Source organism: Pseudoselenomonas ruminantium, assembly GCF_900104055.1.
In the GTDB taxonomy this organism is placed as follows: domain Bacteria; phylum Bacillota; class Negativicutes; order Selenomonadales; family Selenomonadaceae; genus Selenomonas_A; species Selenomonas_A ruminantium_C.
The window spans coordinates 84,625-105,286 of record NZ_FNJQ01000001.1 but is presented as its reverse complement, the minus strand read 5'-3'; the positions used below and the strand labels follow the sequence as shown (position 1 = coordinate 105,286).

Below are 20,662 nucleotides of genomic sequence, written 5' to 3'. Positions count from 1 at the left end.
GAGTTTGGAGGTTTCCATGACAGATTCTACCCAAAAGAATAAAACAAAAACAATAAAACTGCCAGGCCGGCATAAGAAAAGGCTGTTTATCGGCATTTTGTTGCTGACGACAGTCCTGGCAGCAGTGCTGCTTTATGGCGTTTGGCATATTGCCCGGTTGGGGCTGGCTGAGATTGCCGAGCCTCTGCCGATGATTGTGGGCGCGGTCTTGGCGCTCGCCTGCGGCGGGGCTTTGCTGGCCATCTTCAATATGGTGCTGGCGGTAAAGGGCTGGCCCTATCTGCCCTTTTTGCAGCGGCAGAACTATGAGCTGATCAATCTGCTCTTTCCGGTGGCCGTCTATGTAGCCAAGATCTTTGGCATCGGCAAGCGACAGCTGGAGGGGTCCTTCATTGCCACGAGCAATCTGATGTTCAACCGTATGGGTATAAGGGTGCCGGCGGACAAACTGCTGGTGGTGACACCGCATTGTCTGCAGCTGGCCACCTGTCCGCATAAGATTACCCGTGACCCGCATAATTGCAAGCGCTGCGGCGGCTGTGATATCGGTTCGCTGGTGACCTTGGCCGACGAGATGGGCTTCCACTTCTTTGTGGCGACAGGTGGCACTTTGGCGCGGCAGATTGTCTACAATACCCGCCCCAAGGCGGTGCTGGCCATCGCCTGCGAGCGTGACCTCATGAGCGGGATTCAGGATGTCTATCCTCTGCCGGCGGTGGGAGTATTGAATATCCGGCCCAATGGACCCTGCTATAACACCCATGTGGACATGGAGGAAGTCCGTGCCCAGCTCGAGAAAATCATCATTCCCAAGGAGCAAGATAATGGATAAAGCGCGGGAAATCGCGATTAAGATATTGAACGAAGTGCATGAGGAAGGGGCCTATGCCAATGTGGCCTTGGCCCGTCATCTGCGCAAGGCGGACCTTTCCGACCAGGACCGCCGCTTTGTGACGGAACTGGTCTATGGTGCCGTAAAGGCTGGCGATACGCTGGACTGGATCCTGCGCCGCTATGTGAACCGCCCTTTGAAGAAAATCCCGCCAATGGTACGGGAAATCCTGCGGCTGGGCCTCTACCAGATCTTCTATCTGGACAAGGTGCCCGCCTCTGCGGCCTGCAACACGGCGGTGGAGCTGACGAAGAAATACAGCCATGCGGGCACGGTGAAATTTGTCAATGCGGTCCTGCGCACGGCAGTGCGTGAGCCGGAGAAAGCGAAGTTCCCCGAAGGCAAGGGCAAGGCCACAGAAGGGCTGGCGCTCAGAAGCCAGCATCCTTATTGGCTGGTCAAGCGTTGGGTAAAGCAGTTTGGCTTTGAGGAAGCGGAAAAACTCTGCGACTTTGATAATGGCCAGCCCGTACTTTCTGTGCGCACCAATACGCTGAAAACAGGCCGCGCAGAATTGATGCAGGCTTTAGAGCAGGCTGGTGCCGAAGTGCAGGAGAGTCAGTGGACGCCCGAAGGCGTGCTGGTTACGGCTCATGGTGCCTTGGATAAACTGGCACCGTTGCAGGACGGCCTTTGCCAGGTGCAGGATGAAAGTTCCATGCTCGTAGCCCATGTGGTGAATCCGCAGCCCGGCGAGCTGATCATCGACTGTTGCAGTGCGCCTGGCGGCAAGACCACTCATATGGCCGCGCTGATGCACAACGAGGGCCGCATCGTGGCCGGGGATATTTACGAACATAAGCTGGAGCGTATCGAAGAAAATGCGCAGCGTTTGGGCATAGATATCATCGAACCCACTTTGCTGGATGCCCGGGAAGTGGGCGAAGAATACGAAGATATGGCCGACCGAGTGCTGGTGGATGCGCCCTGTTCCGGACTCGGGGTACTTCGGCGCAAGCCTGATGCCCGCTGGAATAAGAGTGCCGAGGAAATTGCGGCCCTGCCGCCGTTGCAGGGGGAAATCCTCGATAGCGCGGCCAAAGCACTAAAAGCTGGCGGCGTATTGGTCTACAGTACCTGTACCATTGACCGGTCTGAAAACGATGCGGTGGTGGAAGCCTTCTTGGCCCGTCATCCGGAGTTTACGTTAGAGCAGACGGGGGATTTCCTGCCTGTCAAGCGGGAAGAACAAATGGTACAGCTCTATCCCCAGCGGGATGGTACGGACGGCTTCTTTATCGCGCGCATGCGCAAGGCGAAAGGATAAGAAATAGTGACGAATTTATTTGGCATGACCTTAGAGGAATTGCAGGGAGCATTGGCTCCTTACAAGGTGCCGAAATATCGGGCCAAGCAGGTGGCCGAATGGCTTTATCAGCGCGGGGCGGCAGATTTTGACGCCATGACCAATCTGCCCAAGAATTTGCGGCAGGAGCTTACGGCTAATTTCACCATTGGCCGTCCCAAAATCAAAGCTAGATTGGATTCTCAGGATCAGAAAACCACGAAATTCCTGCTGGAATTTGCTGATGGTATTGCCATTGAGACGGTGCTCATGCGCCAGCCCTATGGCAACAGTATCTGCGTGTCCACCCAGGCCGGCTGCAATATGGGCTGCGCCTTCTGCGCTTCGACGCTCCATGGTATGGCCCGCAATCTGACCTGCGGGGAAATCCTGTCGCAGGCCGTGGTCATCAATGATATGTTGCGGGAAGAGTCTGGCAGCAAGGTGGATACCATGGTAATCATGGGCAGCGGGGAACCCTTGATGAACTACGATGAGGTCATCAAGTTCCTGCGTCTTGTCCATGAGCCTTATACGTTAGGCTTGGGCTATCGTAATATCACCCTGTCCACTTCGGGCATTGTGCCAGGTATGTACCAATTGGCTGAGGAAGGCATACCGATTTCCTTGTCGGTATCGCTGCATGCGCCCAATCAGGAACTGCGCTCGGACATCATGCCTATCAACCGCAAGTATCCCTTGAAGGATGTGGTAGCAGCGGCGAAAAACTACGCCGATAAGACCAAGCGGCGGGTGACTTACGAATACATCCTGATCGACCAGCTCAATGATGGCGAGGCACAGGCTAAGGAACTGGTGTCGCTGTTGCATGGCCAATTGGCCAGCGTCAACCTGATTCCCATCAATCCCGTGGTGGAACGCAATCTGCTGCGCCCCTCTAAGGCGCGGATTGACTGGTTTGAAGGCTATCTGGCCAGCCATCATGTCAATGTGACCGTGCGCCGGGAAATGGGTACGGACATCCAGGCGGCCTGCGGCCAGCTGCGCAACAAGCATTTGCAGAACAAAAAATAAATTTTCTAAGGCAATTCTAAGCGGGGAGGTGCAGCATATGGGGATTGGCAAATGGGAATCCTTTTTGGAAAATCATATCGAAGGATTCTTCAATAAGAAATTCAGCAGCGATCTGGAACCGGTGGAGCTTTCCAAGGCGCTGGAAAAGGAGATTGCCCGGCAGGGCAAAGGCAAGGCCGGACGGCAGGTGCCCAATCAATATGTCTTTTTTCTCGCCCGGGAGGATTACCAACGGCTCTGCGCAAAACGGATCATAGAGGAACTCTATGGCGTGGCAGAAAAGCAGGTTATCCTGCAGGATTATGTGATGCCGGGCAAGCTGACGATTCTTTGTCAGGCTGATGGAGAAAAACAGCGGGGCCTCTTTGAGCTCAAAGCCCGCTTTACCGAGGAAGAAGAAGCGCAGGCAGTCTGTGAAGAGCCCAATACATTGGTACTGACCAAACCGGCTTTCCCTGGTGGCAGACAGCCGCTGAACCTGCCGCCGGAGCGGAAAATCGTTTCGCTCAAGGTGGTGGAAGGGCCGGATCTGGACGCTTATCTGGAATTTGGCGAAAATCAGATTTACATTGGCCGCCGGGAGAAGAATGAATTCATCCTGACGGATACGAAGGCATCGCGTCTGCATGCCTGGATTGCCTATGAGAATCACCGCCATGTGCTCTATGATGCGCAAAGCACCAACGGCACCTTTGTGAACGGTGAACCGGTGGACTCCCTGTGTCTGCGCGTTGGCGATGAAATCCAGATTGGGGAAACGGTACTTATATACGAGGTGATTTGATGCAAGGTGCAGCCATGGCCATAAAAGTGGCAAGAGTAGCACTGGAATATGGTATGCTTCTATGGCTGATTTATTTTACCGTCAGCCTGTCGAAAAAGATGTTCGGTGAAGTGAAGCAGGAAATGAAAAAGCAGAAACGGCCGGTGGTGAAGGCCAGTGAAGCCGTACTTACGGTGCTGGAAGCCAATGAGGAAAGTCTCAGCGGGCGGCGGTTTGCCTTCCGGGATGAGATAACCATTGGCCGCGGAGCGGAAAATGATGTGATCATTCCGGAGAACTTCGTTTCCCACCGTCATGCGACGATATTTTTGCATGGGGCCCAATATGTGATTGAAGATCTAGGCTCTGTGAACCATACTTATGTGAACGGCCAGATGCTGGAAGGGAAAGCCTATTTGAAGCCCAATGATGAGATTCGCATTGGTATGGTTACCCTGAAATTCGAGAGGTGAATAAGTTGCAGCAAGTTTATAAAGCCACCGACGTGGGTTTAGTGCGCAAGGGCAATGAGGATAATTTCGCCGTGTTTGATACGGTCTATGCTGTGGCAGATGGCATGGGCGGTGAAGCTGCCGGGGAGGTGGCCAGCCAGATGCTGGTGGATACCGTGCAGCAGGCGTTATCCGGCCGTGAACATATCGATGCCGGTGCGATGCAGTCTGCTATCCTGGCGGCCAATGACGCCATCCGTGACTATGTCCGGGAACATCCTGGCTGCGAGGGCATGGGCACCACTGCTACCATGCTGCATGTTGATGAGGGCAGGGGCAAAGCCTATTGGGCCCATGTGGGTGACAGTCGCCTGTATCTGCTGCGTCAGGGCAGCGGGCAGTTGGAACAGCTTACGCAGGACCATTCCTATGTGGAGGATTTGGTGCGGGAAGGCACCATCACCCGGGAAGAGGCGAAGAACCATCCCCAGCGCAATATGCTGACGCGCGCGGTAGGCGCCATGGAAAATCTCGTGGTGGATACAGGGGAGCTTGCCGTAACCAATGGCGATACCCTGCTTTTGGCCACGGATGGACTTATGAAGCATATGACGGATGAAGAAATCGCCCGGCAGCTTTGCCAGGGGAAAGATGATCCTGCCCATAGCTTGGTAGAGCAGGCGCTCAACGCCGGTGGCCGGGATAATGTGACCGTTGTGGTGGTGAGCCTCGTATGAAAAATTGGGGACTCCTGACCGCACCGCTGGGGATATTCCTCTGCGGTATGACCATTCTTTATCTGAAAATGCAGGGCTCTGTGCAAAAAGTGACAAATAACACTTTGCAGGATCCCTTGACTTATGTACCTTATTTAGTGATAGCGGTATTCTTGACTATTGTTATTCAAATGGTAGTCATCCGCCGCAAGCTGGATACCTTTATCCTGCCGATCATCCTGATGCTGGTGAGCATCGGCCTCGTAGAGATTGCCCGGTTAAAGCCGGCACTGCTCCTGCGGCAGCTGCAATGGCTCTGCATCGCCATGCTCGTGATGTTTTTGGTCATCCGGCTTTGGCCGAAGATCCGGCAGATGCTAAATTACCCTTATCTGTTGGGAATCGGCTGTGTTATTCTCTTGGGGCTGCCCTTGCTCTTTGGCACGGAGATTGGCGGCAGCAAGAACTGGCTGGTCTTGGGACCGATATCGCTGCAGCCTTCGGAGTTTGGCAAGATTGTGCTGTTGTTTTTCCTGGCATCGTATTTGTCCGACCATCGCAAGGTGCTGACTTTGCCAGCGCATAAGATCTTGTTTTTGCGGCTGCCGCCTTTGCGGTTTATCGCGCCCTTGATCTGCATCTGGGGCATGGCGGTACTGATGTTCGTGGTCGAGAAGGATTTGGGCTCGGCCCTGCTGTTCTTCGGCATGGCGGTGCTTATGACCTATATGGCCACGGGCAGCAAGTCTTACGTATTCCTGGCGCTGGCCTTTATGGGCATGGCGGCGGCAGCGAGCTATGCCATGTTCGGACATGTGCGGGTGCGTTTTGATATCTGGCTGAACCCTTGGGCTGATCCAAATGGCATGGCCTATCAGGTCGTGCAGTCGCTGTTTGCCATCGGCACCGGCGGTCTTTGGGGCACGGGCTTTGGCTTCGGTCATCCCGGTTTTATTCCTGAGGTGCATACGGACTTCATCTTCTCGGCAATCGTGGAGGAGATGGGACTGACGGCCGGACTCATGCTGATCATCTGCTATGCGCTGTTGTTCTGGCGGGGCATCAAAGGTGCCCTGCGGCTCAAGAATACTACCGAAGCATTGTTGATGGCTGGCTGCGGGGTGCTGATTCTCCTGCAGATGTTCATCATCGTGGCGGGTGTGACGAAATTCCTGCCGCTTACCGGTATTACCCTGCCCTTCGTAAGTTATGGGGGCAGTTCCATGGTTTCCAGCTTTATCCTGCTGGCCATGTTGTTATCGTTGACCAAGGAGCAGAAAAATGTCTGATTGGAAATTAAAACGGCAAATATTGCAGGTTGGTGCTTTCCTGCTCCTGATGGTGGCGGTGTTATCCATCTATATCGGCTATCTGGCGGTATGGAAGGGGCAGGAACTTGCGGAAAATCCGCTGAATATGCGGGGCGCGGCGGCCAAGGCCGATATCCGGCGCGGCACGATCCTGGATGCCCATGGCCGCGTGCTGGCCCAGACCAATGATGATGGTTCGCGCAACTATCCGCTGGGCAGTGTGATGGCGCAAGTGACCGGCTATAATGGCGAGAATATCGGCAGTGCCGGTCTGGAAGGCCATGCCAACCGGGAGCTTTTGGGCCTGACTGCGGATATGACCAGGCTTGGTCCCGTATCCCAGCTGCTGCAGACGGAACGTGGCAATGATCTGAAAACCACCATTGAAGCCGATGCCCAGCAGGCAGCATTCGATGGCCTTGCCGGACGCAAGGGCGCTGTGGTGGTACTCGATGCCGATACCGGTGCGGTGCTGGCTATGGTCAGCTCGCCTTCCTATGATCCCAATAATGTTGAGGCCAACTGGAAGAGCATGTCACAGGAGGCCGATGGCCCGCTCCTGAATCGCACGGTGCAGGGGCTTTATCCACCGGGCTCGACCATCAAGCCCATGATTGCCGATGCGGCACTGACGGAGGGCGTCACGAGCGAGCAGGAAACTTTTGACTGTCCCGGCGTGTTGGATGTTGGCGGTGGACATAGCATCCGCGAGAGCCATGGCGAGGTCCATAACCGTGTGGACCTGCGCAAGGCGCTGACGGAATCCTGTAATGTGACTTTTGGTACCCTGGGCATGCGCCTCGGGGATGCGAAGCTCAAAAAGGCCTTTGAACGCTTTGGTTTTGACCAGTCAATCGGCGGCGAGATCGTTATGACATCGTCTCATCTGCCGGAATTTGGCACTTTGGGCACCGGCGATCAGGCGCAGACGGCCATCGGTCAGAGTACGCTGCTGGTCACGCCCATGCATATGGCGCTCCTGGCTTCGGCCTTTGCCCATGGCGGTACGGTGATGAAGCCGTATCTGGTGCAGGAGGTCATTACGCCCAGCGGCATAGTGGTTCATCGGGCCGCACCGGAAAAATGGCTGACGGTTACGACCGCGGAAATGGCGGCCAAGATCCATAACTATATGGAAGATGTGGTCACCAAGGGGACGGGCCGGGCTGCCCAGGTCAGCGGTGTGGAAGTAGCTGGCAAGACCGGCACGGCAGAGAATCCCCAAGGGGAGGACCATGCCTGGTTTATCGGTTCGGCCAAACTGCGTAATCGCAATATCGCCTTTGCCATCATCGTGGAAAATGGCGGTGGCGGCGGTAAGGTGGCGGCGCCGATTGCTCGCAAGATAATCTTAAGTCTACAGAATTAATTATGATAAAGCCTTGGGGAAGGAGAAATTCAATGAACCAGCGTGTCTTGGATAATCGATATGAGTTGCAGGAACTCATTGGCGGCGGCGGCATGGCCGACGTGTATAAAGCCAGGGATGTACTGCTTGACCGCACCGTGGCGGTGAAAATCCTCCACGAACAATTCAAGCGGGATACGGAATTCATCCAGAAATTCCATCGGGAGGCTCAGGCGGCAGCCAAGCTGTCCCATCCGAATATCGTCAACATCTATGATGTCGGCGTCATGGGGGATGATCACTATATCGTCATGGAATATGTGCCGGGCAGCACTCTGAAGGACCAGATCAAGCAGGAAGGCCATCTGAGTGTGGCTGATGCTCTGCATGTGGCCCGGGACATTGCTAGTGCTCTGGCGCATGCCCATGCCAACAATCTGGTCCATTGCGATATCAAGCCTCATAATATCCTGATGATGCCGGATGGCAGTGCCAAGGTGGCAGATTTCGGTATTGCTCGGGCCGTGACGGAATCTACGATGACCTATACGGGTAATGTGGTGGGCTCTGTGCATTACTTCTCACCGGAGCAGGCCAAGGGCACGATGATCACGCCGCGTTCCGACGTCTATGCGCTGGGCGTGGTCATGTATGAGATGCTGACCGGTCAGTTGCCGTTTACGGGGGAAACGCCAGTCAGCATCGCGATGAAACATTTGCAGGAGCAGCCCCGCTCCGTGCGGCAGCTGGAACCGTCCATCCCGCCGGTGGTGGAGGCTATCGTGGCTCGCGCCATGCAGAAGGATGCCAATATGCGTCCGAGCAGCAGCGAGCTTGTGCAGGATATCAGCCAGGCACAGCAGATGCTCGGAGGCTTCAATGCCGGGGCCGGCGCAGTCGATCCCTATGCTACGCAGGTCCTGCCCCGCATGCAGGAGCCGGTGCGCCCTGTGCGGCAGGAGCGCTATCGGGAGCCTGATTATGAGGAAGATGGTGACGAAGAGAAATCCATTTTCAAGTCCAAGAAATTTATCGCCGGCCTCGTGATGGTGCTTTTGATGGGCTTCTTTGTCGGAGCTTTCATGAGCTTTGGCAAGTTCTGGAGCACGGCGGAAGTGGAAGTGCCTGACGTCACGGGCAAGCAGATGACCTTGGCCAAGCAGATCCTTGAGGACAAGCGCCTGCGCGTCAAGGTGGATGAAGAATTCAGTGCCGATGTGCCCGCCGGCATGGTCATTTCCCAGAATCCTGAAGCTGGTGCGAAGGTCAAGGAAGAACGTCTTGTGACCATCAAGGTCAGCAAGGGCGGCGAGAATATCGAGATGCCGGATGTGCGTGGCCTGAAGAAGGCAGATGCCATCGCCAAGATTGAAAAGATGGGCCTCAAGGTCGGCCGTGTTTCGGAGCGGACCTCCGATGAGGAAGAGGCTGGTACAGTCATCGCTTCGGATCCACGGGCTGGTACCCGGGTGACCAAGGGCGAAACCGTCGATCTGGTCATCAGCAAGGGCAAGAAGGCCAAGAAATCCTCCGGGGTGCCGGATGTAACGGGCTTGCCGCTGGAATCGGCCCAGAAGGCACTGACCAGTGCCGGCTTCAAAGTGGGCAGTGTGGAGCGCAAGGCCAGCAAACAGGCTGCCGGTACCGTTATCAGCCAGAGCCCGGGCGGCGGTGCTGAGGCATTGGAAGGTGAATCCATTCATTTGGTAGTTGCCGAAGCCGGTAAGGTTGAGGATGAAGATAAGGGCAGCAAGAACAAGAAGAAGGACAGCGGCAAACAGGAAACTGCCGCACCTAAACCCGATGAAGCTGCCAAGAGCCGTTAAAGGTGTAGCGAGGAGCATTTATGGATAGAGAGGAAGGCCGCATCATCAAGGCCTATAACAGCTTCTTCTATGTACAGACTGAACAGGAGCTTGTGACCTGCAAACTGCGGGGCAAGTTCAAGAAAACGCGGAAGACGCAGGGCGTGGTCACAGGGGACAAGGTCATCATCAGCCGCTTGCCCGATGGCACGGGCGTGGTGGAAGAACAGCTGCCCCGGGAAAGCCTGCTGCGCCGTCCCGCTGTGGCCAATGTCACGCAGGTGATCCTGACCTTTGCGGCAGCCCAGCCGGACCTGCATCCGCTGCTGCTGAACCGCTTTCTGGTACTCGCGGAGTGGTCCGGCCTGCACAATATCATCATCTGCGTCAATAAAAGTGATCTGTATGATGGGGATATTGCCGCATTCCTCAGCCTGTACGAACAGGCGGGCTACAAGGTATTGCGGGTATCCGCCAAGGAGAAGCAGGGCATGGAGGAATTGCGGCAGGTCCTGGCCGGGCAGACGACAGTCTTTGCCGGACCGTCCGGCGTGGGCAAGTCCTCCCTGCTCAATGTGATCGATGAGTCGCTGTCGTTGGCAACTGGCAATGTCAGTGACAAGATTAAGCGCGGCAGGCATACCACTCGCGTGGCCGAGCTGTTGCCCTATGCAGGCGGCTTTATTGTCGATACGCCGGGGTTCAGTGCCATGGAGCTGGGCGAGATTCCCTTGGAAGACCTGGCCCATTATTTCCCGGAGTTCTGCCCCTGCTTGGGGCAATGCCGCTTTGCTCCCTGCAGCCATACCCATGAGCCGGACTGCGGTATCAAAGAGGCGCTGGCTGCCGGAGAGATCTCGCAGGAACGTTACGACGCTTACCTGACCATATACAAGGAAATTCAGGAAGCACAGCAATTGAAACGAAAGAAGGAATATAAATGATCAAGATAGCACCCTCCATTTTGTCCGCTGATTTTGCCCATCTGGCCGATGAAGTGAAGAAAGTCACCGATGCTGGTGCCGAATACATCCATATCGACGTGATGGACGGCAGTTTCGTACCCAATATTACGCTGGGATCGCTGGTAGTGAAATCCCTGCGTCCCACGAGCAAGGCTGTTTTCGATGTACATCTGATGGTGGAGCATCCGGAAACCCATATTGAAACCTTTGCCGAAGCTGGTGCGGATATCATCACCTTCCATTGGGAGGCTGCCCGCCATCATCACCGCATCATCCAGCAGATCAAAGCCGCAGGCTGCAAGGCCGGTATTGCCCTGAATCCTGGCACGCCGCTTTCCATGATTGAAGAAATCCTGCCGGATGTGGATATGGTATTGATCATGACCGTGAACCCGGGCTTTGGCGGTCAGAAGTTCATCGAGTCCCAGCTCGAGAAGATCCATATGCTCTATCATACGATCAAGGATATGGGCTTTACCTGCGATATCGAAGTCGATGGCGGCATCAATGCTGAGACCAGCAAGCTCGTACAGGAAGCTGGTGCCAATGTGCTCGTTGCAGGTTCGGCTGTCTATGGCGCTGAGGATGTGGCTGCCGCTATCAAGGCAATCCGTGGTTGATTTTTGAGGAGATGTAAGTAATGGCAAAAGAAAAAGCAGTGGTACTGCTGTCCGGTGGTCTGGACAGCTGTACCTGTATGGCTGTGGCCCAAGAAGCAGGTTATGAGGTCTATCCTATCAGCTTCAACTATCATCAGCGCCATAGCATCGAGCTCGAAGGTGCGAAGAAGATTGCCGATTTCTACAAGGTGCCCAAGCATCTGATCATTGAGACCAATATGGAAGCCATCGGCGGCTCGGCCCTGACGGACAGCCATATCGATGTACCCGAAGGAGATGTGGAGCGCAAGGATGTACCTGTGACCTATGTACCGGCACGCAATCTGATCTTCCTGTCCTATGCCATGGGCTATGCCGAAGTGGTCGGCGCCACCCATGTCTATATCGGCGTGAACTCCGTGGATTATTCCGGTTATCCGGACTGCCGTCCGGAGTTCATCCAGAAATTCCAGGATCTGGCCAACTATGCGACTACGGCAACAGCCGTAAATGGCACGAAGATCACGATCGAGACGCCGCTGCAGGACTTGTCCAAGAAGGAAATCGTGCAGCTAGGCTCCAAGCTCGGTGCACCGCTGCAGTTCACCCATAGCTGCTACAAGGGCGGCGAGAAGGCCTGCGGTGTCTGCGACAGCTGCAAGCTGCGCCTGCAGGGCTTTGCCGAGGCCGGTGTGGAAGATCCTGTGGAATATGAGACGAGGGAATAAGATGCAGGACGTACAGAATCGCAAAGACCAGCGTGGCATTGCCATCCAGAAGGTCGGCATCAAGGAAGCGCATCTGCCCTTCCTGATCAAGACCAAAGATGGCAGCTATCAGCAGGTATTGGCCCGGGTTCGCTTTACCGTAGCGCTGCCCAGCCAGTACAAAGGCACGCATATGAGCCGCTTCCTGGAAATCCTGATGCCCTGGAGCAGAAAACCGCTGGCTGAGCCGGAGATGGAGTCCATGCTGGAAGAGGCTCTGGAAAAATTGGAAGCGCACGCTGCAGAAGTAGAATTGTCCTTCAAGTATTTTGTAGACAAGGTGGCTCCTGTAAGCGGCAAGACTTCCGTGCTGGATTTGGACTGCTGCTTTACAGGCCGTAAGGAACAGGGACAGAATATGGAATTCCAGCTGGGGGTGGAAGTGCCCTTTACTTCCCTGTGCCCCTGCAGCAAGGAGATTTCCAGCTATGGTGCGCACAATCAGCGCTCTGTGGCCCGCATCCAGCTGCGCTTCAAGGATGGCTATGACTGCATCTATATTGAAGATCTGGCAGAGCTCGTGGAAAAGCAGGGCTCATCGCCCATCTATCCGCTGCTCAAGCGCGAAGACGAAAAATTTGTCACCGAAGCGGCCTATGAGAATCCGAAATTTGTCGAAGACATCCTGCGGGATACGGTGCTGGCTTTGCGGGAACTCGAAGGTCTGGGCTGGTTCTCGGTGGAATGCGAGAACTATGAGTCCATCCACAATCACAGTGCCTATGCGGCGCATGAGGAAGAACTATAACGATCCCAAGGGACGGTTTGCATGAGTAAAGTTTACAAACGGTTTATCGGTTTGATCCTGCTGGTGGTCATCATCTCCGGCATCGTCATCTATACCACCGTTGATATCAATACCCTGAAAAATCTAAATCGCTTTCAGCCTTGGTCGATTGTTTTGGCTGTGCTGGCTGTAGGACTGGGACTCTTCTTTGACGGCAGCCGCCTGATGCATATGGTCAAGATGTCCAATGAGAAGATAACCCTCTATCAGGCCGTGCAGGTGGTCTTTGGCAATTACTTTCTGGCTTTGCTGACGCCGGGAGCCACCGGCGGCGCTGTGGCCCAGCTGATGTTCCTGCGCCATGCGGGCGTGCCTGCGGGCAAAGCCACCGTGCTGGTCATCGTGCGCACATTGCTGTCCATCTTCTTCTTGGTGCTCTGCATGCCCCTGATATTCCTGCACGACAATGGCATCGTGCCGGGCATATCCAACCAGACATTGATGGCCATCACGCTGACTGCTTTTGTGGTGATCATCGCCATCGTGGTGGGGGCCAGACAGGGCTCGCTGGATTACTTTGTGATCCGCTTCACCCGCCGGATGCATAACGACAGACGCCGTAAGATATTTGCGTTCTATCGGGATACCAAATGTGCCATCGGTCTCTTGTCCAAGGCACCGTGGAAAATGCTCTGGGTGTTTGTCGAGTCGGGGCTGAACCTCCTGTGCATCTACGCAATCGTGCCTTGCCTGATGCTGGGCTTGGGCGTGACGGATGCGGACTGGTATACGATCATGGGGCGCATGATTTTCCTGAACATGCTGCTCTACTTCACGCCGACGCCAGGGGGGTCCGGCGTGGCCGAAGGCGGCTTCGTGTACCTGTTCAGCGAATCCGTTCCCGCCGGCACCGTCGGCATCATCGCCGTCTGCTGGCGCATGGTGGCCGAATATATCCCGTTCCTGATTGGCTTGTACTATACACTGACAGTCTTCGGCCGCGACTTCCTGAACAGGCAGTTGAACAAATAAGAAATTGCAGTTTGTCAATGCGAGCTTAATCTAAATCTGTTACAGCGTAGTGGGGCGGAGGCGGGGATACTTCTTCGCCACTCCACTAAATGACCCGCCAGCAGAAGTACGTATTTTTTTAGCAACCTGCGCCGGGCAGGCCGGCGGCGCGTATATTCAGCTCAGTTTCCAGTAACAACGGTTTGCGGGCCAGCCTTCACTTCGTTCAGGCAGTCGTTCCGTCGGCGAATAAGCATCCCCGCCTCCACCCAAAGCTTTGTTTGTGTCTGCAGATATGTTCCGGCTGGAAGCCGCAATTACATCGATGTTCTTGTTATGGGAGCAACGGTTCGTGCTGATTGTCAATTCCGTTTCTTGGGTTCACGGGGGAGTGCTTTTGCTGTGGGAGCGACAGTCTGAGCGTAAGCGAAGACCGGCCCGACGCAGGTAGTAACTAAAAAGCACGCTGAAAGACGCGCCGCTGGCCTGCCCGGCGCATCCAGCTAAACAGCTCTAACTTGACAGGGAGGGACGTTTAGCGGAAACAGCAAAAGTACTCCCCCGTGAACCCCTGACAACGTATGAACGGGATACCTTCAGCACGAACTGCCCGATAAACTGCAATTTACAAAAGGGGTAAATAAAATGTCAGATACGTTGAGAAGCGGTTATACAACTGGCGCCTGTGCGGCAGTTGGTGTTAAGGCTGCTCTGCTCTATGAACAGGGAAATGAATGGGATATGATTGAACTCCGTGCTTTAGATGGCACGGAGCTTATTATACCCGTAAAAAATATTACCAAGGAAAATGATGTCCTGACCGCCGAAGTCGTAAAATTCTCCGGCGATGATCCCGATATCACCAATGGTGTGTCGGTCTTTACCACCATCCGCCATTTGCCGGATGCACCGGCAGAAGTCATTTTCAAGGCAGGGGAGGGCATCGGCACGGTGACCAAGCCGGGCCTTTCGGTGCCGGTAGGGGAGCCGTCGATCAATCCCGGCCCCCGGCAGCTTATCCGCAATGCTGTGGCGGATGTGTTGGGCACGGATAAAGTACCGCTGGAGGTTACCATCTCCATTCCTGCTGGTGTGGAACTAGCCAAACAGACACTGAATCCCATTCTGGGCGTTGAAGGCGGCATATCCGTCATCGGCACGACAGGGGTATTGCGCCCTATGTCCGAAGAAGGCTTCAAGAATTCGCTGGTGCCGCAGATTGATGTGGCTAAGGCCGCAGGCTATGAGGAACTGATCTTCGTGCCCGGCAAGATCGGTGAACGGCTCGCAAAGGAATGGCAGTTGCCGGAAGCAGCCATGGTGCAGACCAGCAATTTCATCGGCTTCATGCTCGAAGCTGCGCAGAAGCGGGAAATCAAGCGCGTGCTGCTCTTTGGCCATATCGGCAAGCTGATTAAAGTAGCGGCGGGCTGCTTCTATACTCATAACCGCATTGCCGATGGGCGGCTGGAAACCATGGCGGCTTATGGTGCTGCAGCCGGGCTGACCACGCAGCAGGTGCAGGCCGTACTGAATGCTAATACCACGGAGGATGCTTTGGCTGTATTGGCGCAGGCCGGACTGAAGGAAAAAGTCTGTCAGGCTTTGGCAATGCGAGCCAGCACCCGGGCTCAGCGTTATCTTTTCCAGAAGATGCAGGTGGGCACGGTGCTCGTGACTTTGACCGGTGAATTACTGGGCATGGATGATACAGCCCGGGAAATCTGCCGGAATTTAGGAGGGAAGTTGCCGGATGAACAAGCAGAATAAGATTATCGTAGTGGGCATTGGCCCGGGCAATCCGGACTATATCGTGCCCAAAGGGCTGAAAACGATCCAGGCTGCCCGTTATTTAGTTGGCGGTAAGCGCGCCCTGGCAGAGTTTTCCCATGCCGGGCAGGATACCTGTGCCATAACCGCCGATATTCCCGGCGTGATGGCCTTTATCCGCGACAGGCTGCAGCAGGCAAATGTGGTGGCAATGGTTTCCGGCGATCCTGGATACTATTCCCTGCTCGATGCTCTGCGGCGGGAATTCCCTGCAGAGCTTATCGAGGTGATTCCCGGTATCAGCTCGATGCAATATGCTTTTGCGAAACTTGCCTTGCCCTGGCATGATGCTACGCTGGCCAGTTTCCATGGCCGCGTGCCCGGTGCCAGTGAAGTCGCCTATCAGCCGGGGAAAATACTGGGAATGCTGACGGATGGCGAACATAATTCCCATACCATTGCGGAGGTACTCTGCAATATCGGTTGGCCCCAGGAGACGAGATTATACATCTGCAGCCGCTTGTCCTATGAGGATGAGACGATCTATACGACAACCTTGCAGGACGCTGCTGAGTTTCCTGTGGTGACGCACGGCATTCTGATTGCCGTGGACTGAAATGTAAAAAATCACAAAAAAACACTTTACAACTTTGCAACTCTATGCTAATATACATTTCAGAGAACAGAAGATTTATGGCAATGGAGCCATGTGGATAGAAACCCCGACAGGGGTGTGTCTGCATGGTTTTTTCGTTGTGTTTTGATTTGAAAGGGTGGTATTACGTGGAAAATTTACTGTATGTGATTCCGGCGAATTCGAAGAAAGAGGAAATCATCGAGCAGCTTAAAGCGCATCCGGAAATCAAGTTCGTTTCCCTCGTGGGCGTGGATATGGCTGGTAACGATACGGACGAAAAGATTCCGGTCCGCATCTTCATCAAAGATATCGATGATTTCTATGCCGGCACTGCTGTACAGACGGACGGTTCTTCCGTTGTGCTGACGGGTATCGCCACCCTGAACAACGCTAAAGTCGATATGCCTATCGATCCTTCCGTAAACTGGTTCGTGGATTACAATATGGAATTCTACGATGAAGAGACGGGCAAGCCGGTTGGTACCCTGCGTATTCCGTCCTTCCTCGTACATGAAGGCAAGCGTGTGGACTCCCGTGCTGTGCTGGCTGACACGCTGAACTATGTCAAGGAAGAACTGCTCGATACCTTCAAGAAGCATCCGCAGATTTCCGGTCTCGAAAGCGTCAACGGTAATGATGTAGTTGACATCCAGTTCACCTCCGCAACGGAATTGGAATTCTGGGTGAAGACGCCGCTGGAAGAAGCAGCTATCGAAGAGATGTCCGCTTCTCAGGTCATGCAGGAACAGTATTGGGAACGCACCCATGGCGCTGTGCGCACGGCTATGGAAAACTGCCTGCTCGAACTCGATAAATACGGCCTCAAGGTAGAGATGGGCCATAAGGAAGTCGGCGGCCTCAAAGCACAGATCGATGGCAGCGGCAACATGACGCATGTCTGTGAACAGCTCGAAGTAGACTGGCGCTTCGCTGATGCCCTGCAGGCAGCCGATAATGAAATCCTCGTCCGCATGGTGGTCAAGGAAACCTTCCGTTCCATCGGTCTCGAAGTAAGCTTCAAGGCGAAACCGATGATTGGTCTGGCCGGTAACGGTGAGCACACCCATATCGGCATGGCTGCTGTCACGAAAGACGGCAAGGTTCATAACCTTTTCACGGCTGATGACCAGCGCAAGGACTTCATGAGTGCTATCGGCTATGGCTCTCTGATGGGCATGCTCAAGAACTATGAAGCAATCAATCCGTTCGTATCCGCTACGAATGACTCCCTGAACCGTCTGAAACCCGGTTTCGAAGCTCCGGTATGTATCGTAACTTCCCTGGGCCAGACGCCGGAAATCCCGTCCCGTAACCGTACCATCCTGGCCGGTCTGATTCGTGACTTGGGCAATCCGTATGCAACCCGTTTCGAGCTGCGTGCCTGCAACCCGTACACCAACACCTATCTGGTGCTCGCAGCCATCTACTCTGCATGCCTTGATGGTATCAAGGTGGCAGTCAACCACACGACGAGCGAACTCTTGACCGAACTTTCCAAGGAAGCTGGCGAAGAAGGCTTCTATCTGGAGAAGAACCGCGCATACCGCAGTGAGGATGATGTATTCGAAGATTACACGGACGAAGAACGTGACCGCCTGTTCGGTGCACCTCCTGCAACGGTTTGGGAAAACATGCAGAACTTCGAGAACTATGCCGACAAGAAGGCCGTCATCACCGCTGGCGGTGCTCTCAATGACACCATCATCGATGCATTCCGCGCTGGCGCTCTGCTGCGCTGGAAGACGGAGCTCATCTCCCGCATCATTCCGGAAAACCGCGATATCGTCCGCGCTGCCAAGGAAATCAAGGCTGAGTATGTAACGGATCTGGATTCCTACAACTGGAACAAGATCAACGGCATCCGCGCATATCTGGCCAAGGACAGCATTGATGAGAAGTCCCTGTTCACGCTGCTCATCAACGCCCTGAACGAAGGCGACTACGCTGCTGCATCCGGCCTGCAGGTTGAGATGTACGATAAAGTAGAGGAACTCAAGGCTCTCTATGACAGCTATGTCAAGAACATGATCTAAGCATAGATTTTTCAAGAAGGGATAAATCTTTTCCGGATTTATCCCTTTTTTGTTGTGTACTGCTCCAATACGGTTGACAGGAAAGGGGCGGGCGGGGTACAATAATACAGTTACTTAATATATGATTTGCAAAGGGGCGTTTAACATGGCAGATAAAAAGGTCATGCTGACCGAAGATGGTTATAATAAACTCGTAGAAAAACTCAATTATTTGAAAAGCGTACGGCGTATCGAGATTGCAGAGCGTCTGAAAGCTGCAATCGCCCTGGGCGACTTGTCCGAGAACTCCGAGTACGATGATGCCAAGAATGAACAGGCATTCCTCGAAGGCGAAATCGCTGATTTGGAAGCCAAGATCCGCAACTCCGATATCATCAAGGCCGGCAGCGGCGATGTCGTGCAGATGGGGTCCAAGGTTTCTGTGGTTGACCTGGAATTTGCTGAAGACGGCCCGGAAACCTTCATGATCGTAGGTTCCACCGAAGCAGATCCGGATGAGGGCAAGATTTCCAACGAATCCCCGCTGGGCCAGGCACTGCTGGGCCAGAAGCGTGGCGCTGTTGTTGACGTACACGCTCCGGCTGGTGTGATTAAATACGAGATCAAGGATATTTTAAAGTAAGACAATAATAGAAGGAGAATTTGCGTAAATGGCAGAAAATAAGCAGAATCAGCAGGCTCCTGTGGAAGACCTGAATGAGATGATGAAGGTTCGCCGTGAAAAGATGGCAGCCTTCCAGGAAATGGGCGTGGCTCCCTTTGGCCATCGCTTTGACGTGACGGCTTATGCAGCAGATATCAAGAAGGAATACGATCATCTGGAAGGGGACGAAGAGGGCCCCGAAGTATTCATCGCTGGCCGTCTGATGGCTATCCGCGGCCATGGCAAGGCATCCTTCTGCACGCTGAATGACCGCACGGGCAACATTCAGGTGTACTTCAAGATCGACGTACTGGGCGAAGAGAAGTACAAGGGGCAGTTCCGCCGTCTCGATATCGGTGATATCATCGGCATCCGCGGCGTGGTATTCAAGACTCATCGCGGCGAAGTCACGGTGCGCGTAGAAGACTTCGACCTGCTCTCCAAATCCCTGCGTCCGCTGCCGGAAAAATTCCATGGCCTGCAGGACGTGGATATCCGCTATCGTCAGCGCTATCTTGACCTCATCGTAAATCAGGATGTGCGTGAGACCTTCCGCCGCCGCACGAAGACCATCAATTCCATCCGTGAGTATCTCGATGAACGCGGCTATCTGGAAGTGGAGACGCCGGTCCTGTCCACCATCGCTGGTGGTGCAGCAGCCCGTCCGTTCATCACGCATCACAACACGCTGGATATCGACCTTTACCTGCGTATCGCTACGGAACTCAACCTCAAGCGCCTGATTGTCGGCGGCCTCGACCGTGTCTACGAAATCGGCCGCATCTTCCGCAACGAGGGCATGGACGTGCGTCATAACCCGGAATTCACCTCGATTGAGTTCTATCAGGCATTTGCCGATTACACGGACATGATGGACCTTACGGAAGGTATTGTCGTCAATGCTGCGCAGAAGGTGCTGGGCACTTCCGTCATCAATTATCAGGGTGTGGAAATCGACCTGTCCAAGGTCAAGCGCATCAGCATGAACGATGCAGTCAAGGAAGCTACGGGTAAGGACTTCATGGCCTGTGAAACGGTGGAAGAAGCCCGCAAGCTGGCTGATGAGATCGGTGTTCCCTACGAGGAGCGCCATGGCATCGGCGGCATCCTGAATCAGGCCTTCGAGGAAAAAGTCGAAGAAACCCTGATGCAGCCGACCTTCATCACGGGGCATCCTACGGAAATCTCCCCGCTGGCCAAGCGTAATGCGGACGATCCGCGCATCACGGACCGCTTCGAGTTCTTCATCTATGGCCGCGAACTGGCCAATGGTTTCACCGAGCTCAACGACCCGATCGACCAGAAGGGCCGTTTCGAGGATCAGCTCAAGCAGCGTGAAGCCGGCGATGATGAAGCTCATGGCATGGACGAAGACTTCGTCATGGCACTGGAATACGGCCTGCCGCCGACGGGCGGCGTAGGCATCGGCATCGATCGTCTCGTCATGTTCCTGACGGATGCCGCTTCCATCCGCGACGTACTGCTGTTCCCGACCATGAAGCCGCTGGCTGAGCAGAACTAAATAAGTGATTGGAATCCATGAGCCTTGCCAAGCGGCAGGTTCATGGATTTTTTTCATAAATTCAAGAAAAATAAATTTCAGCTATGGAAAAATTTATGAGAATAGGTTATAATACTGCCTGTGAGTTATTTCACAGTTTGAATTGCATAAGAAGGAACAGGTGCAAACCGGCGCACATCCGGTTGCTGAAAAGAGAAGCTGGAATAAGCCAGCGCGGTCCCGCCACTGTAAGGGGAGCGAATCTGCATAGTTAAGTCACTGAAGGCAAAGCCTTTGGGAAGGCGCAGAGGAGCGATGAACCGAGCCAGGAGAACTGCCTGTTTGACAATCACCGTAGCAGCTGTTGGGATGCTGCTGAACCTGCGAGCGATAGGAAGGGGAT

20 protein-coding genes and 1 riboswitch are annotated in these 20,662 nt (G+C 54.4%); of the genes, 19 read left to right on the top strand and 1 reads right to left on the bottom strand.

The window, feature by feature from the left end; all coding sequences use genetic code 11:
* The first annotated feature begins 16 nt into the window (after nt 1–16).
* From BLQ59_RS00470 to BLQ59_RS00405, 14 genes are read left to right on the top strand one after another with little or no spacing between them, the layout of a single operon-like run.
* Complete coding sequence (locus BLQ59_RS00470; protein WP_074570657.1) at nt 17–832, top strand: DUF116 domain-containing protein; 816 nt, start codon at nt 17–19, stop codon at nt 830–832.
* Nucleotides 825–2,159, top strand: a complete 1,335-nt coding sequence (rsmB, locus tag BLQ59_RS00465) for a 16S rRNA (cytosine(967)-C(5))-methyltransferase RsmB (protein ID WP_074570655.1) — start codon at nt 825–827, stop codon at nt 2,157–2,159. The genes BLQ59_RS00470 and rsmB overlap by 8 nt, the downstream gene beginning before the upstream one ends.
* A gap of 6 nt (nt 2,160–2,165) precedes the next feature.
* A complete protein-coding gene (gene rlmN / locus BLQ59_RS00460) occupies nt 2,166–3,212 on the top strand; it encodes a dual-specificity RNA methyltransferase RlmN (RefSeq protein ID WP_176756677.1) in 1,047 nt (348 codons plus the stop codon).
* Between the two features lie 37 nt (nt 3,213–3,249).
* A complete protein-coding gene (locus BLQ59_RS00455) occupies nt 3,250–3,996 on the top strand; it encodes an FhaA domain-containing protein (RefSeq protein WP_074570653.1) in 747 nt (248 codons plus the stop codon).
* A gap of 26 nt (nt 3,997–4,022) precedes the next feature.
* A complete protein-coding gene (locus BLQ59_RS00450; RefSeq protein ID WP_256324558.1) occupies nt 4,023–4,448 on the top strand; it encodes an FHA domain-containing protein in 426 nt (141 codons plus the stop codon).
* The gene (locus BLQ59_RS00445) at nt 4,445–5,164 is read left to right on the top strand and encodes a Stp1/IreP family PP2C-type Ser/Thr phosphatase (protein WP_256324557.1); all 720 of its coding nucleotides are present in this window, start codon (nt 4,445–4,447) and stop codon (nt 5,162–5,164) included. The genes BLQ59_RS00450 and BLQ59_RS00445 overlap by 4 nt, the downstream gene beginning before the upstream one ends.
* A complete protein-coding gene (locus BLQ59_RS00440; RefSeq protein WP_074570647.1) occupies nt 5,161–6,432 on the top strand; it encodes an FtsW/RodA/SpoVE family cell cycle protein in 1,272 nt (423 codons plus the stop codon). Before BLQ59_RS00445 ends, BLQ59_RS00440 begins: the two co-directional genes overlap by 4 nt.
* On the top strand, nt 6,425–7,822 hold the full coding sequence (locus tag BLQ59_RS00435; RefSeq protein WP_074570645.1) for a peptidoglycan D,D-transpeptidase FtsI family protein: 1,398 nt from the start codon (nt 6,425–6,427) through the stop codon (nt 7,820–7,822). Before BLQ59_RS00440 ends, BLQ59_RS00435 begins: the two co-directional genes overlap by 8 nt.
* Nucleotides 7,823–7,854: 32 nt before the next feature.
* The gene (pknB, locus tag BLQ59_RS00430; RefSeq protein ID WP_074570643.1) at nt 7,855–9,627 is read left to right on the top strand and encodes a Stk1 family PASTA domain-containing Ser/Thr kinase; all 1,773 of its coding nucleotides are present in this window, start codon (nt 7,855–7,857) and stop codon (nt 9,625–9,627) included.
* Between the two features lie 20 nt (nt 9,628–9,647).
* Entirely contained in the window at nt 9,648–10,550 is a 903-nt protein-coding gene (rsgA, locus tag BLQ59_RS00425; protein WP_074570642.1) for a ribosome small subunit-dependent GTPase A, read from the top strand.
* Nucleotides 10,547–11,191, top strand: a complete 645-nt coding sequence (gene rpe, locus BLQ59_RS00420) for a ribulose-phosphate 3-epimerase (protein WP_074570641.1) — start codon at nt 10,547–10,549, stop codon at nt 11,189–11,191. The genes rsgA and rpe overlap by 4 nt, the downstream gene beginning before the upstream one ends.
* A 20-nt stretch (nt 11,192–11,211) precedes the next feature.
* Nucleotides 11,212–11,898, top strand: coding sequence for a 7-cyano-7-deazaguanine synthase QueC (gene queC / locus BLQ59_RS00415; protein ID WP_074570638.1), 687 nt, complete (start codon nt 11,212–11,214; stop codon nt 11,896–11,898).
* Between the two features lies 1 nt (nt 11,899).
* A complete protein-coding gene (gene folE2 / locus BLQ59_RS00410) occupies nt 11,900–12,685 on the top strand; it encodes a GTP cyclohydrolase FolE2 (protein WP_074570637.1) in 786 nt (261 codons plus the stop codon).
* Nucleotides 12,686–12,706: 21 nt separating this feature from the next.
* On the top strand, nt 12,707–13,696 hold the full coding sequence (locus tag BLQ59_RS00405; protein WP_074570635.1) for a lysylphosphatidylglycerol synthase transmembrane domain-containing protein: 990 nt from the start codon (nt 12,707–12,709) through the stop codon (nt 13,694–13,696).
* 156 nt (nt 13,697–13,852) lie between these two features.
* On the opposite strand, the gene BLQ59_RS15840 is transcribed toward BLQ59_RS00405, so the two are convergent.
* Nucleotides 13,853–14,041, bottom strand: coding sequence for a hypothetical protein (locus BLQ59_RS15840; protein WP_176756676.1), 189 nt, complete (start codon nt 14,039–14,041; stop codon nt 13,853–13,855).
* Between the two features lie 279 nt (nt 14,042–14,320).
* Between BLQ59_RS15840 and cbiD the strand changes: the two genes are divergently transcribed.
* From cbiD to lysS, 5 genes are all read left to right on the top strand, one after another.
* On the top strand, nt 14,321–15,445 hold the full coding sequence (gene cbiD / locus BLQ59_RS00400) for a cobalt-precorrin-5B (C(1))-methyltransferase CbiD (protein ID WP_074570633.1): 1,125 nt from the start codon (nt 14,321–14,323) through the stop codon (nt 15,443–15,445).
* Entirely contained in the window at nt 15,429–16,061 is a 633-nt protein-coding gene (gene cbiE, locus BLQ59_RS00395) for a precorrin-6y C5,15-methyltransferase (decarboxylating) subunit CbiE (protein ID WP_074570632.1), read from the top strand. Before cbiD ends, cbiE begins: the two co-directional genes overlap by 17 nt.
* 167 nt (nt 16,062–16,228) lie before the next feature.
* Nucleotides 16,229–18,115: a type I glutamate--ammonia ligase gene (locus BLQ59_RS00390; protein WP_143005229.1), complete on the top strand. Its 1,887-nt coding sequence runs from the start codon at nt 16,229–16,231 to the stop codon at nt 18,113–18,115.
* A 145-nt stretch (nt 18,116–18,260) separates the two neighbouring features.
* The gene (gene greA / locus BLQ59_RS00385; protein ID WP_073089526.1) at nt 18,261–18,737 is read left to right on the top strand and encodes a transcription elongation factor GreA; all 477 of its coding nucleotides are present in this window, start codon (nt 18,261–18,263) and stop codon (nt 18,735–18,737) included.
* 28 nt (nt 18,738–18,765) lie between these two features.
* A complete protein-coding gene (gene lysS, locus BLQ59_RS00380; protein ID WP_074570627.1) occupies nt 18,766–20,280 on the top strand; it encodes a lysine--tRNA ligase in 1,515 nt (504 codons plus the stop codon).
* Between the two features lie 141 nt (nt 20,281–20,421).
* Nucleotides 20,422–20,615: riboswitch (cobalamin riboswitch) on the top strand.
* Nucleotides 20,616–20,662 lie beyond the last annotated feature (47 nt).

Excerpts from the sequence above, each read along its gene's own strand:
- BLQ59_RS00470 (WP_074570657.1), top strand. The coding sequence starts at position 17 with ATGACAGATTCTACCCAAAAGAATAAAACAAAAACAATAAAACTGCCA.
- rsmB (WP_074570655.1), top strand. The coding sequence starts at position 825 with ATGGATAAAGCGCGGGAAATCGCGATTAAGATATTGAACGAAGTGCAT.
- BLQ59_RS00455 (WP_074570653.1), top strand. The coding sequence starts at position 3,250 with ATGGGGATTGGCAAATGGGAATCCTTTTTGGAAAATCATATCGAAGGA.
- BLQ59_RS00440 (WP_074570647.1), top strand. The coding sequence starts at position 5,161 with ATGAAAAATTGGGGACTCCTGACCGCACCGCTGGGGATATTCCTCTGC.
- BLQ59_RS00435 (WP_074570645.1), top strand. The coding sequence starts at position 6,425 with ATGTCTGATTGGAAATTAAAACGGCAAATATTGCAGGTTGGTGCTTTC.
- pknB (WP_074570643.1), top strand. The coding sequence starts at position 7,855 with ATGAACCAGCGTGTCTTGGATAATCGATATGAGTTGCAGGAACTCATT.
- rsgA (WP_074570642.1), top strand. The coding sequence starts at position 9,648 with ATGGATAGAGAGGAAGGCCGCATCATCAAGGCCTATAACAGCTTCTTC.
- rpe (WP_074570641.1), top strand. The coding sequence starts at position 10,547 with ATGATCAAGATAGCACCCTCCATTTTGTCCGCTGATTTTGCCCATCTG.
- queC (WP_074570638.1), top strand. The coding sequence starts at position 11,212 with ATGGCAAAAGAAAAAGCAGTGGTACTGCTGTCCGGTGGTCTGGACAGC.
- folE2 (WP_074570637.1), top strand. The coding sequence starts at position 11,900 with ATGCAGGACGTACAGAATCGCAAAGACCAGCGTGGCATTGCCATCCAG.
- BLQ59_RS00405 (WP_074570635.1), top strand. The coding sequence starts at position 12,707 with ATGAGTAAAGTTTACAAACGGTTTATCGGTTTGATCCTGCTGGTGGTC.
- cbiD (WP_074570633.1), top strand. The coding sequence starts at position 14,321 with ATGTCAGATACGTTGAGAAGCGGTTATACAACTGGCGCCTGTGCGGCA.
- cbiE (WP_074570632.1), top strand. The coding sequence starts at position 15,429 with ATGAACAAGCAGAATAAGATTATCGTAGTGGGCATTGGCCCGGGCAAT.
- greA (WP_073089526.1), top strand. The coding sequence starts at position 18,261 with ATGGCAGATAAAAAGGTCATGCTGACCGAAGATGGTTATAATAAACTC.
- lysS (WP_074570627.1), top strand. The coding sequence starts at position 18,766 with ATGGCAGAAAATAAGCAGAATCAGCAGGCTCCTGTGGAAGACCTGAAT.